Source organism: Crenothrix polyspora (assembly GCF_900163755.1).
In the GTDB taxonomy this organism is placed as follows: Bacteria; Pseudomonadota; Gammaproteobacteria; order Methylococcales; family Methylomonadaceae; genus Crenothrix; species Crenothrix polyspora.
On record NZ_FUKI01000114.1, the window covers coordinates 1 to 13710 of the forward strand.

Consider the following 13710-nt stretch of genomic DNA (forward strand, 5'->3'; position numbering starts at 1 on the left):
CGGCATAGGCATATTTACCCACAAACACTGGGCCAAAAATAGTGCCTTCAGAAGAATTTGGAAGACGGCGTTTGGCAATGCCAAAATCAATTAATTTAGCTTCCGTTACCTTGCCATCTGCCAAAATAATATTATCGGGGGAAATATCACGGTGAAATATGCCTTTGGCATGGGCAATTGCCAAGCCTTCTGCCAAACGGTTACGCAACTGTAAAACTTCGGTTGTCGTCAATCGGCGTTGTTTTAATAATTGCTTTAATGTCGGCCCTTCCACATATTCCATGACCAAACAATAGCCATGGATATCATCTTTTTGGAAGCCTTGGTAGCCCACAATCGCCTGATGGCTGATACTGATTAAGGCTTCGGCCTCGCGTTTAAGCAAATCTATAACTTTGGTATTGGCTTCCGCATTTGTCAAACTGAATGCTGAAGCAATATCCGTAGATAAATGGGTTTTTATGACTTTGATAACGTGTTTAGTATTGCTCAGCTCCTTGTGGTGGGTCAGGTAGGTTATGGCCATGCCTCCCTCACCAAGATTGCTTTCTACTACATAAGTATTGAGCAGTAAACAACCTGGCTCAATACCTTTAGGAATTTTCGGCGCTTCAATTAGAGTTGCATCATCATTTGTCATGTTTTTTACTGGCCAAGTATTTATTAAATTACGTTTTAATCTGTCTTATTCACTTTTTGCCATAGTTAATGCCGTTGGTGATTTAAAATTAAAACCAAAATACTTAGGATCTTCACCAATCACCGCCGCTGAAAAAATATAATAGACATAGTCATAAGTTTCTTTAGGTAGCCTGCTTTTGTATTGTTGGATAAATTTCCAGAAATTTTTATCACGGGGGTTATCCGGCATTTTTTTAACCCAGCTCCGTACCCGGTTTTCACCGAAGTTATAACTGGCGACAACCAATAAGCCGGATGCCTGTGCCTCGGTACTAAAAATATATTTAATGTATTTTGCACCTGCGCGGCTAGCCAAAGCAAAATTAAAACGCTCATCTTGTTCATCATAGACACGAATACTGGCCATAGGCCCTGGTTTTAAGCCATAATCCTTGCCGGTACTGTCTAAAAATTGCCAAGCGCCTTTAGCAATACCATAACGGGTTTCAGGACCAATCGCCCGCGAGTTATAACTACTTTCTTGCATGGGTAAGTACAAAAACTGTGTGGGTAGCCCCTCCTTGTCCAACGCCGACAAAATAGTAGGCCCATAGTTGTTCTTTTCCAATACGGCTATCGCATTGCGCATGCGCGGTGTGCTCTGCCAAAATTTAATATAGCGCTTAACCTCGGCAACAAAACCATCGGGTAACTCCAACTCGCTTTCACCAAATTCCCTGGCCACTTTGGCAATGAGTTTTTCTTCATAGTTGGAACTGAATGGTAAGCGGATTCGTAAAGATTCGGCTTCCTGCACATACACTTGATATTTAGCCTTCATATCTTTCAGGTGCATGCGTTCTTGTGCCAAACGGATGCGTTCTTCCGAGATTTTATGCTGTTCAGCGCGAATACGTTCTTGTTCTACTTTAAATTTATCGCTAGCAACGGCCTTTAATGTTTGATCCAAGATTTCTGCGCTTCTTTCAAAGGTGATTTCCGATTGTGACAAACTGACTTCGAGGGTTTTTATGTCATAAAACATGCCTAAGGCTAAGTCACGCGCATGGGTCAATTTGGTTTGCTGGTAACCGACCAGAGCCGCCGACACCAAAAATAAGATGCCTAAAACTGAAATTAATTTTTTGTAATTTTTACTCCGATGCACACGATCTTCATTAATCATAATCCGCACCATGCGGGTAAAATCACCGGCATCTTTTACTTCGTCTTTGGAGAGGAGGCGTTGTTTAATGGCTTCTTTGGATAAATTGCCTTGCGGACTTTCGGTGTGGAATCCCGAAGGAATCGAGGTTTCGCTTTTGACTATTTGGGTTTGTTCATTATCAACTTGATGGGTTGATTGAATTTTTAGCGTGATCCCCGTTTTTCCTAATGTAACTAAAGCCGGTAAATGTAATCTTTCCTTGTGTTGAATTTGTCTGTCGTGTAGATAAATGCCGTTGGCACTATTCAGGTCGTAGATCCACCAATCGCCTTGCTCTTTTTTAACTTCAAGGTGATGGCGGCTAATTTTTTCATTTTGTAGGGTGATGCTGTTGTCTTGGGCACGCCCCACTGTAAAACCCTGTGGAAACAGTTTTTCTGGGCTCGTTTGTCCCTCATTACCGTCAATAATACTGACTATTAACCCTGCTTGAAATATTACCGTGCGATCCAAATCGTCATCATTTTGGGAAAGGTTTTTCTTTATGATGGTTTTATCGTCCTGCATGTCGATTCCCGTTTAAATGGTTATAGGGATAATCTCATTGGGGAAGTAAGCACTATAAAAGCCGTTGCTGATTTTTACCGATAGCTCTGGTTTCAAACAAGGGTGCCGTGGCTTGCATCAACGCCAATTCTAACGCCGCCGCTTGCCGTTGCCGTTGCTTACCGGTTTTTAACACCGTTTGACACTGCGCCATGTCGATCGATTTACCCCATAAATAGCGATTATTGGCTTTGAATTGCTGCTGGTTTTGCTGCCACCAGCGTTCCATCAGCGGTGGATTTGGACAGGGTAAATCCTCATCTGGAGCCATCGCCACATTCTCATCGCCTGTATCTTCTGTCGGCCCAGCGGTAAAGTCAGCGGGCATTTCACCTTCCAACCCATCATAGGCAATATCAACGCCACTAATAAAACTGAAGGCTTCGCCCGCAATTTTTGCCAGTTCCGGTGTGGCCATTTGCTTAATTAACCAGGGCATGTACAAAGGATCGCCGCTGACACCAATACCGATAATAGCTTCGCGCAGCCTACTATCGCTGGTGACCAAAACCTTGAGTAGTTCTCTCACCTGATGTGGCTCAAGTACCCGACAAACGATATGTAAAGCCTTAATGGTAAATTCAGACGCTTGTAACACATGATTTTGTAAGGATTGTAGCGCCCTGCCCCTATCCCCTAACAATACCGCTACCCATGCCGCCCAAAAACTAATCGTGGGATTAGGCTCATTCACTTGATCTAGGATGATGGGTTTTAAATCGACCCGCGCCAGTTCCCCAGCCGCCCTTAAAGCTCTGGTTCTTAATCCAACATCCTCATCTATAATCGCCTGCTCTAAAAATTTACCTGGATTCACACGGTGAATCGCACACACAGCAATACCCACCCGCCGCCATAGCGGCGATTGGGACACTAAGAGTCCATTAACTTTACCTTGTAAAAGCGGCGGCGCTACCCAACCAAAAGCAGACACCAAGCCATTGACTAACGCGGGTGTGGTTTCAACAATTTGGTATACCGCGTTAATGCGTTCAATGCGGTTACCTTCTAACGCTAAAATACCGGCCACAAACGCTTCACCGGCTTCTTTGGCCGCTTCAAGATTGGCTATGCTGACATCCCAGCCATAATCACCGGCAATTCTTAAGCCATCAATGTGCGCTTCAACGCGGTTATCGAGTTTGGCTAAATCTTTTAGGCTGTAATGCGGCGCATGAATAGCCCTATTTCGTAACAGCCAGAGAAAAGCGGCTTCTTCAGCGTGTTGATCGATGATGTGTGGAATGACTGGGTGGATATTATTCATAAATCTGGTTTCATATTATCGTTTTACCAATACTAGATTATTCAGGTGTTCCAATTAATTGACGAGCATATCATCTTGTTACTCCCAAACTCCCTTTACAACACATTACGGTAAAATTGTTCATGTTCGAATTGGCTCGCCAATATTTTCAGCCATTGACCATTTTCCTGCTTGGCTAAAATGGCCAGCACCGGTTCAAAAGTCTGGCCTGATTTCCCTAAGTTAAGCTGTTCCCCGTGATTTACCATCAGTGCGCCCAATAAATCTGGGCTTATACTTTCAATACGGTTATTGATATAGGTTGCCACGCGGAAAGATAATTGGCTTTCTTTGTTGTCTACAAACAGACGTTCGTATGCCTCTAACCCCATTGAGCTTGGTCTCATGGTTGAACCTAATTTGGATGCCAGAGGGTTAAGGGCGTTTGGATCAAAGGCTTTACTTGCTGGAATAATCGCATACAAATCATAATCCCCGTGTATGTACCTTGGTATTAGCAAGCCCATGTCCACTAAAGCCACGCAGCCGTAATGCTTATGATCAGTATTTGTTTGCAGTAGATAAGGCGTATGACAACCACGGGGCTGGCGTTGATCGTCGAACCCCATCGTGTTAGAAGGCACTGTGATTAAGTGCTGACATTTTGACCATTTTTTTTGTGCGGAGGCCAACCGTTCACCCGTAAATGCAAGGGGTTGTACAAATGGCGAGCAGACCAGGCCTGCAAGTTGATAGCGCCCCACATTTTGATTGGCGGTTTTAGCTTTCATATCGGCACGTTTGCCAGTATAGCCGCGTTTCCCTACCCAGTTCAGGGCCGCTTGCCCTGTCTTACGTACTAGGATATGGCAATTAAACTCTTGTGCCGCCGCAATAAAGATATTGATGTGGTTGGGATGTATAAAATCAATGTAATTTAGATTCATTGTTACTCCCTTCAGTTACAGTTGCGGCTTAAGTATTTAGGGTACTTACAGAGTAAATATTCGTCCAGCCCCTTATGAAAACTATATATTTCAATAGCTTATTTTTTTGCATGTCTTATTATTTATAATCTAATTATAAAATAATCAATAACTTGCAAATGTCAATAAGGTGGCTGGGTGAATATTTACCTTACAGATTTACGTAATACTCGCATCTAATATTACATCACCGTAAGGTACTCCAGGCTTAGCTCCGTGATCGGTATCTTTATCCAAAGCTCGTTGGCGTTTTAGCATTGTTGCATTGGCATTGGTGACTAAGCTAGGAATTTTGTTTATGTCTTTTCCAATTAATTCCGATGCAAGTGCATTAGCCTCTTCTATGGCTATATCTACATGCCGTTGTTCATGTATCCTGAGTTTGGCTAACATGTTATCCCATTCATTTTGGGCTGCTTTTGATGCAGCCTGGTATCCTGTCCAGGTGGGCAAACGCAAAACTAGATTGGCATATAATTTAACATCCAGATCGGTTGTATCACCTAGTGGAATTGGATCTGTTTTTAACGTCCCTCCACCTTGCCCCCATTGAGGTAAACGGTTCAATGCGGCAAATGCTTCTGCCAGCGTTTTACCGTTGATGGTGATAGCAGGTGTATTGGTAGGATTTGGCAGCTCCCAGTCCTTGGTAACCGATGCGATAGTACGTTTACCAGCAAATGGAATGATGTTTGAGCCAATATTTATTGGTGTTGAACTGTTAGATAATGTTCCTTGTTGAGATTGTATATTACTTGAAAACGGATTCATCCCTAATATTCCTGGAATTATTGAACCGGCCATACTATCTCCTAAGTAGAAAATTATATTAAGCTATTGAATTTTTTAGATATTTAATCAGGATTTCCGCAAGAGGAATCTATTTTTTATCTTTTCCTTGATTATTAAGATTACCCCCCCTAATTTAAAACTAAACACGCCGGTTAAGTGCGTTTTTTCAAATAACACTTTACCGGTTGTGCCATCTTTAAAAGATACGCCCAAACTTAAATCAGATTCTGGCACAACCTTGACAACATCCCAATACATACAATCCCCTATTTCAATGGTAGGATTTTTTTAGGTTGCTGTCTTGCCACACAAATGAAAAACAACAACAGTCTACTAAAACCACCGTCGATAGCTGCACTGCATCATAAAAAATCCCAATTCCATAGATGTCCAGAAATAAAATATTCGTTGCAATCCGTAAACGGTTCCGATTTACGGGTTACAAACTATCCGACGTACGGCCGTCATAATCCAACGATTCATCTTCAAAACCCATCCAGTCGACCGGATACATCTCCATCCTCACATATCGGTGAAATGAGGAATATGGCCAATCGATTACGCGATCTACCAGCTTATGTTTCACCGGATTAAAGTGAATATAATCCAAATGATTGGCATAATCCCGTTCATCACGGATCGCATGTTCCCAAAACCGTCGTTGCCAAATGCCGCGCTCCTGTTTTTGAATCCGGCTTTTAGAAATCCGCTCCCCCGATTCAATCCTTCGGGAAAAAGCGGATTTAATTTGCCGCCAACGTAAACTAAAATCATCGTCACCTTCTGGTAAAGTCCATACCGTGTGTAAATGGTCGGGCAAAATCACAATGGCATCTATTTGAAACGGATGATCCTTTTTGACCGTGCGGAAAGCATCCCGCAATAGATCAACTTGTTCCGTTAACAATTTCCGCTTCCTCTCAACCAAATTCACCGTGAAAAAGTAAGTCCCTCCCTTCACCCGATAGCGTCGATAATCAGTCATTTACCCAATTTTTTTGTTTAACGAAAATAGGCGTAGGATGGGTAGAGGCGTGAGCCGAAACCCATCAAATCCATGCTCATAATCCGTTCATGCCAAAATGAAGTGAACCATCCCTTTCAACCAAATCAAATATCATCACACACCGTGCCTTCGTTTGTGATGGGTTTCGGCTCACGCCTCTACCCATCTTACGGTCTTACGGTCTTGTCATTCCAACCGTCCGCCAACATCCATAACATTGTGCCGCCGTTTTTGATGGGTTTCGTTCCACTCTACCCATCTTACGTGTTACCGGTTACAGGGCTATTCAGTAGCAATCCTCGTCCATGAATTGCCGTTAAAAATAAGAATGTCTTTTTCACCGAAACTAAACAAATTACCCTCAAGCACTTGTAATCGATAATGCGTACCATGAAAACCATCTATATAGATGTCTATTTGTTCCAATTCATTATTAACTAACCGATATATTCCGCGCTGTGAGGAAAAATACAGACTATTTTTATACTCTACTACAGACCATAAATCATCACTGATAAAACCATCTGCTATCAGATCCCACCTGTCACCAATACCACGGATAATAATTCCAGCTCTTCCACAAAAAACTATATCATCACTAGAAGTTATCACTCCATCAGATAGTATAATATTAGTAGGACTGTTTTTATTAGACCAATCAGAACCATTGTATTGCCAGATTTCGCCACGCCATCCAGCAGCGTATATCGAGTTGCCAATTTCTCCCAATAAAACTTGAAAACCAACGAATTCCGTTGCATTAGCATTCAAGATTCCATTATGTATCGAAACCCAATTATTAGCACTAAGTCGTCTATATACCTGACGCCCCATTCCAGAAGCATATAGTGAACCATTAATGGAGGATAATTTAAGAAGAGGTAGATTTACATCTCGGGATATAACCTCCGTACTTTGCTGACCGCCACCCACAAACAATAATTCACCGTTTTCATTGAGAAGTACAAATTTATTCGGAGGTATCCCGATTACTCCAAGACTTGAAACTCTGCTCTTACAAGATACTCCCGCAATCCATTTATCAATATGCCATACAGCAAAAAAAGAAACATTTGGATTTGACAAACGATCTTTCGAGTCCAATATGATTACACCGATTAAATCTGATGACCTCGCTATACCATCTGCAATTAAATTATGCTCATCTTTCAATATCATTAAAAATACCCAAAATAATTTATGGAATAATGTTTCCTGTTAACACATCCTCGAGTCGTGCGACGTAATCCTCCTGTTCAGCAATTGATTTATGAGTTACTTTTGTTTCCTCATTTAACCCCATCTTTTTATGACCATCTATAACTTGTGCTTTGATACATTTTTCATCGCAACTTTGTTCTTTAAAAATTTCCTTCTGAGCTTGTCCTCCATTCTTGGCAGCTTGTTGAATTGATAGCTGACCAGATGAATCTTTGTAAAAGTCATCCAAAATAGACTGTGCGGTATGAAGATATCCGTGATTTCCAGAATGCCAACTAGTACCCTCAACACACATGGTTGGAGCATCATTATGGTTATATCCGGTTATACCGTCGAAATAAGATGCTGGTATGACATGATTGCCTGTTTGCGATGGACAACAACCACCGCCATCCTTCTTTGTTTTGGAATACGGTTGTAAACGACAGCGTCTTGCGTTAATACAGTCATTTGCTTTCGATTTAATACGCTGTTGTATCATAGGGGCAGCCGTTGAGTGAGACCTAGGCCTACTTGTTCCACCAAGACCAGCTTCCACACATGGATCTTGATTATTCTTCTCAAATTCTTCGCATTTATCCTTTTCCTTTTGTTTATCCTTTGCACAAGGATCATCAGTATTACCAGATGCGTCTATAGCCATATTATCTACAAATGGCCAAGGAATCGCCTCATTTGGAGGACTACCGTGATTATTGGTAGTCATATCCAAATGCCGATCAACATTTTCCCCTTCAAACTTAACATCCATCGACCACTTTATAAAATACACTTTCCCAGTGTTTTTACTTGAAATAACACCTTTTTTCGCAGCGCAACCTGCCTCATCACCTGTTGACTTTTTAAAGTAAGACTGGTTTTTTAACATGACCTCTTCGCCAGATATTTTCACCGTTTTACTTCCTTCTGCGGTATCTGATGCCATCCCCGTATTCGGATATGGCACGGGAACACCGGGTGGGGTAGCCGGATTTTCAGGCGGTGTAAAACAAACATCGGGAAATGCACAGATAGTTTTCCCCGCACCCGATTTACAGGCCAATTCCATGCCATTGGCATAAACCTCATTCGCCATTACTTATTCCCTACTATTTGCCAAGCCAAAATCATGGAAGAACGCTTACCATCATCATTACCAACATGCGCCAATACATAGTTACCTTTGCTATAGTTTTTTTCACTAGCGGACTTTAATGCAGCAATCATGATCGCCCCGATTACAACACCTACCTCCCCAACACAATCCGCAGGATGCCAGATATCAAACCCTTCCCTTTTAGAGCGTTCTATACGACTAAAAGCTAAACTCGTCTCCTTAAAGTAATATTGTTCACCCGAAATATCAGTGATTTTAAAATCAAGAATACTTTGTTCATAACCTGCATCACTCAAAGATTGTTTAATCGCCGCAGTCAACCCATCCGCCCTCAAAGGCTCTTCCGAATCTACATGCGCCTTCTCAACCCCAAATCCCAAGCCCTGGCAAATCAATTGTGGCTCAGCTTTAGCATAAGCTGGCTCCACCACCAAAGCAGCACCCGCCTCACCTGGAATAAAACCATTAGAATTTTGGCTGGTTAACAACCGCTCATTGTCTTCATAATGGCTTAAGGTAGGTGCAACCAACAAACTATCAGTTGCGGCAATCAAAACATGCTTAATATTAAGCTCCTGCAACAATTGCCGCGCGTTTTTCAAAGCCACCGCCACCGCCACATGCCCCCTGGCAATCACACAGGATTTTTCATGAAACTCCACGCCCAACTCAGCCTGTAAATCGATAAAAAACTGATTGTCATCATCAATCACACGGCCTTTACGCTCATGTTCCGACAAACACAGCAACAAAGGCGTTGCATTAGGATCGATAAGCTTATTATTGGCCAAACATTCGTTGATAGCCGCAGCCGCCATCTTAATCAACTTGGTTTTACCGCGCCAAGGTTGTTCCAACGGCACTGCACAGCCCATAATCCATTCACCGCCATTGTCCATAAAACGGGTTTCCTGAAAATTATCCAGAGCGCAGCGAATAGCCGCACAAGACGCAGGCGCATTCAAACCAACACCTGTCACCATGCCCACGCCCGTAATGGCCAAAGGAAAACCTGCCACTATTCTTCTTCCTCAGCTGCGGCTTTATTAGCCTTAGCAAGGTGCGCTAACGAAGGATAATAGGTCTTGCCCAACTCACGCGCCCGCCACCAACCTGGCGACATCTTGCCAACTAAAACCTGCGGAATCTCAAACATATTTTTCTTTAGTGGCAAACTGGCACGCCAAGTCAAACTAAAAGTCCCCTTGTCGGGTTCGATAACAAGCGTATCGATTACCGCGAAAGTTTCATGGCGTTCGCCTTTTTTACGGAAAAACACCACGGGCATCTCTATAACTGGCAACGTAAAAGCAATACGGCCTTCCGGTGACAAATTAATCAACACCACCTCTTCACCGCCTTTAAGATAGGGAATTTGTTGGTCTTCTGGGGCAGCTTGGTAATAAGCTTCCTGAAAATCGGCCGGTAAAAAAGGGAAAATGTTGTCTATCCAATCCTGGTCGTAAGTACCGGCATATTGCAAACGCGGCGACCAGCCCCGACCTAGCGGCCCAAACGCCATCGGCTTATAATCACCATTGGGGGTTTGCACAGGCCGGTTAGCCTCCTCAGTATTAGGCATCGGCATGCCATCCACCAATTCGCTGGCCAAACGTTGATGATAACCCTTGCCGACCGGATTGAGCATATAAGCACTGTGCTTGTTTTTATCGTCATGGAAATTATCCAGACCACCGAAAGCCTTATCGTAACTGATCGGCAGCACCGTAAATTCAGCAGGTGGCTCTGGGGTAATAACCACACCAGCATTCCAACAACGATCGCCGACAACGTTAAATGTCTTAACCAAAGTGCCTACCCTCATACCCACTTGCACCATCCGAGCTGGGCGGCCTTGGGGCGCATAGGCACTGCCATTTAACAGCACATCGCAACGGTGTTTGATAGGCGAATAATCCACCTCATAAAAAGGCGCAGAATAACCAGGCTCACCCGTAAAGGTATCAGCCATAATTAAAGGGGCTTGTTGCTCAGCAAGTTGAGGTTTCTCGCCAGATTTTGGGATGGTAAATGTAGCCTTAATGGCAACAACCAACAATTCACGACCATCGGGTTTCATGCCCATCGTATAGCCATCCAGCATACCGGTAGAATTGAGAAGTTCCATAAGCTATTTTATTGATTAGTGAGGCGGTTAGTTAATCTGCACCGAACCGCCCTTGATACGATTAACCCCCGACGAACGGCTTAACAAATAAGCCCCCCGCAGAATAATTTTACCGGCCTTGGTCAAGGTGATGCTGGCTTTGCCGCATTTCAATGTAATGGTTTGTTTTGCTGACAGCACGATGTGCTCACCATCTAATTCGGCGGAAGCTTGTTCGGTGTCTTGGCTTGGCTTTACCGTCTCTGCATGGTGAATTTTGCCAATAATTAACGGTTGTAACGGATTACCACCTTCAAATAACAAGGCGACTTCTTTACCAATATCCGCCCTATCTAATACCGTGGTGCTACGCGCCGGAATCGCCGTTTCCACCGGATTACCTGGAAAAGCGACTAATGGCTCACCCGCCTCATTGATGCTTAAAAAAAGACCAATCACTACGCCATCGATTTTTTGATCAACAGGTGCTGAAGGTTTTAGTAGCTGTTCTGTCGCCATTTGCCATGCTCCTTGATTTTATCACCCGTTAAAGAAAATAAAATCGGGGTTTATTGGGATTAGTTTTGCAGAATTTTCTGCCCTTTCATCGTGATGTTATTGGATGCTTTAACATTAATTTCACCTGAACCCTCTACAGTAATATCTTTTCCCTTTATGGTTATCGTGCCATCCTTTTTCATGGTAATGCTGGCACTGCCGGTCTTAATGGTTATTGAATCCGCCACATCAATCACCAACGTCTTACCCACTTTCAGCGCATCATCACCATCGACATTCTTAGAAGCATTGCCAGAAACAGCCTCAGATTGATTACCCCCAACGGACAACGACTGGTTAGCCCCCACATCCGTACTCTGGTTGGCTCCCACATTGACACTTTGATACGCACCCACGTTAACCGTTTGATAAGCACCAATAGCAACGGCCTGGAATGCCCCAATCCCAATTTCCTGCGCGGCACCGACACCAATGGTTTCATTAATGCCCACCGTATGCGTCCGTTGTAAAGCAACCGACACCGTTTCACTCGCCCCTACCGATTTACTCCGGTTCGCGCCAATCGTAATGGTTTCGTTAACCACTACTTTCTCCGTGCGGTTTGCGCCAATCGTGATGTCTTCATTAACACCCACCTTCTCGGTACGATTATTGCCGATGGTGATAGTTTCGTTAACCCCGACTTTCTCAGTACGGTCATTATCAATAGTAATTTTCTCATTACGTCCGACATGCTCGGTACGGTCACGACCCACTTCTGTGGTTTCATCATTTTCGACGATGTTATCCTGATTTTTTTCCGCGTGGATATACAACTGCTCCGAGCCTTTTTTATCCTCCATACGGATTTCATTAAAATTGGCTCCGCTACCGCCTTTGCTGCTACGGCTTTTGATACCACTTTGGGTTTTATTGGCAGGCAAGGCATAAGGCGGCACTTGTTCGCCGTTATAAACGCGCCCCGTAATAATCGGCCGGTCAGGATCGCCTTCTAAAAATTCGACAATCACCTCTTGACCCATACGCGGAATATGAATTCCACCCCAATTTTTACCGGCCCACAACTGCGACACCCGTACCCAACAAGAAGAATTTTCATCCTTTTTACCGTAGCGATCCCAATGGAATTGCAGCTTTACCCGCCCGTGTTGATCCGTATGGATTTCTTCACCAGAAGGCCCAACCACCACAGCAGTTTGCGGGCCTTGTACAATCGGTTTAGGCGTAATACGGGCAGGACGGAAAGGCGTTTTACTGTCAATCACCGTAAAACTATTGGAATAAGCAGTTCCTCCTCCGCCACTCGACTCAAAATCATCGATACGTATAGCATGGTTGGCAGAAGTGACAAGATACTGCCGGTCGTTCTGATCCTCGCGCGGATAGTCGGTAAGCGAAAACAAGCCGCCACACACTAAAGCCCGTACCGATCCTTGGCCATTCATCTGTTCATATTGACTATGGAGTTCCTGAATACGGGTACGGGCATACTGGCTGCCGTCACCTTTTTCATCATATTCCCCTGGATAATCATAAATTTCATGATTAGCTTCCTCATGCGTGCGGGCAATTTTAGATGTCACATGTTGATCGGCACTGGGGCGGATGAAATTGTAATCATTTAAGGCATATACACAAGGCTGCAATTGTTTGCTCAGGCTCCAATCCGTGATGCACCCTGTCTCATACAAAGCCGCCCTGCTCGGTGGGCGATAGACAATCGTGGCATAATCAGGAATTGGCTCATGCGAACCCAAGGCATCCGCCAAAATCAGCGTATGTTTGCCATTGTCATGGGTGAAGTAGTAATAAATCCCTTCCTGCTCCATCAAACGGCTAACAAAATTGAAATCGGTCTCGCGGTATTGCACGCAGTATTCCCATTGCCGGTAACTGCCGTTTAATTTGTTTTCATAGGCGTAACCAAACTCGCCAAAAAGCTGTTCGATAATAGCGGGGACGCTCATATTCTGGAAAATACGGCAATCGGTGGTGCGAGTTAAAAACCAAAGCCAGGGATAAACAGTCGCATAATAACGGGCATAACGGCCTTCATCGACGGCCTGCAACACACTGCCGACATAACCGTTAAAGAAGCGCTGCTTCTCACCGGCAATATTAAAACGAACTGTGATATTTTGGCCGAGCAGGTCTTCAAATTTGATATTTTCTGTGCTGAGAATATCCAAATCGAGCGTGAACAAACGCCCCAACTCCTCATTGAAGCTCATCTTGCGCAGCAATAAAACATCCTCCCCCAAAGCGGGAACGATGATTTCTATTTCACGGTTCTTTTGCGTGACGGCCATACTGTTCACCCATTTAAATGGCTACGTTTGTAT

The 13710-nt window shown here is 43.8% G+C and carries 13 protein-coding genes; all 13 read right to left on the bottom strand.

Going from position 1 to position 13710, the window contains the following annotated elements:
- Positions 1-640, bottom strand: a 640-nt coding sequence (locus CRENPOLYSF2_RS09320; protein ID WP_140396833.1) for a serine/threonine protein kinase, incomplete at its 3' end; no start/stop codon positions are given.
- A gap of 45 nt (positions 641-685) precedes the next feature.
- Positions 686-2356: an FHA domain-containing protein gene (locus CRENPOLYSF2_RS09325; RefSeq protein WP_087143680.1), complete on the bottom strand. Its 1671-nt coding sequence runs from the start codon at positions 2354-2356 to the stop codon at positions 686-688.
- A gap of 52 nt (positions 2357-2408) precedes the next feature.
- A complete protein-coding gene (locus CRENPOLYSF2_RS09330) occupies positions 2409-3662 on the bottom strand; it encodes a TIGR02270 family protein (RefSeq protein WP_087143681.1) in 1254 nt (417 codons plus the stop codon).
- Positions 3663-3757: 95 nt separating this feature from the next.
- On the bottom strand, positions 3758-4588 hold the full coding sequence (locus tag CRENPOLYSF2_RS09335; RefSeq protein ID WP_087143682.1) for a hypothetical protein: 831 nt from the start codon (positions 4586-4588) through the stop codon (positions 3758-3760).
- 198 nt (positions 4589-4786) lie between these two features.
- Entirely contained in the window at positions 4787-5431 is a 645-nt protein-coding gene (locus tag CRENPOLYSF2_RS09340; protein ID WP_087143683.1) for a DUF922 domain-containing protein, read from the bottom strand.
- A gap of 54 nt (positions 5432-5485) precedes the next feature.
- On the bottom strand, positions 5486-5677 hold the full coding sequence (locus CRENPOLYSF2_RS09345; RefSeq protein ID WP_087143684.1) for a hypothetical protein: 192 nt from the start codon (positions 5675-5677) through the stop codon (positions 5486-5488).
- 181 nt (positions 5678-5858) lie between these two features.
- Positions 5859-6404, bottom strand: coding sequence for an REP-associated tyrosine transposase (locus CRENPOLYSF2_RS09350; protein ID WP_087143685.1), 546 nt, complete (start codon positions 6402-6404; stop codon positions 5859-5861).
- Positions 6405-6707: 303 nt separating this feature from the next.
- Positions 6708-7604 (bottom strand): hypothetical protein, encoded by an 897-nt coding sequence (locus CRENPOLYSF2_RS09355; protein ID WP_087143686.1) that lies wholly within the window; start codon positions 7602-7604, stop codon positions 6708-6710.
- 19 nt (positions 7605-7623) lie between these two features.
- Positions 7624-8721, bottom strand: a complete 1098-nt coding sequence (locus CRENPOLYSF2_RS09360) for a PAAR-like domain-containing protein (protein ID WP_087143687.1) — start codon at positions 8719-8721, stop codon at positions 7624-7626.
- On the bottom strand, positions 8721-9761 hold the full coding sequence (locus tag CRENPOLYSF2_RS09365) for a 3-oxoacyl-ACP synthase (protein WP_087143688.1): 1041 nt from the start codon (positions 9759-9761) through the stop codon (positions 8721-8723). The genes CRENPOLYSF2_RS09360 and CRENPOLYSF2_RS09365 overlap by 1 nt, the downstream gene beginning before the upstream one ends.
- Positions 9761-10870, bottom strand: coding sequence for a DUF2169 family type VI secretion system accessory protein (locus CRENPOLYSF2_RS09370; RefSeq protein ID WP_087143689.1), 1110 nt, complete (start codon positions 10868-10870; stop codon positions 9761-9763). Before CRENPOLYSF2_RS09370 ends, CRENPOLYSF2_RS09365 begins: the two co-directional genes overlap by 1 nt.
- A gap of 27 nt (positions 10871-10897) precedes the next feature.
- Entirely contained in the window at positions 10898-11368 is a 471-nt protein-coding gene (locus tag CRENPOLYSF2_RS09375) for a DUF6484 domain-containing protein (protein WP_087143690.1), read from the bottom strand.
- 59 nt (positions 11369-11427) lie between these two features.
- The gene (locus CRENPOLYSF2_RS09380) at positions 11428-13677 is read right to left on the bottom strand and encodes a type VI secretion system Vgr family protein (RefSeq protein WP_087143691.1); all 2250 of its coding nucleotides are present in this window, start codon (positions 13675-13677) and stop codon (positions 11428-11430) included.
- Between the last annotated feature and the right edge of the window lie 33 nt (positions 13678-13710).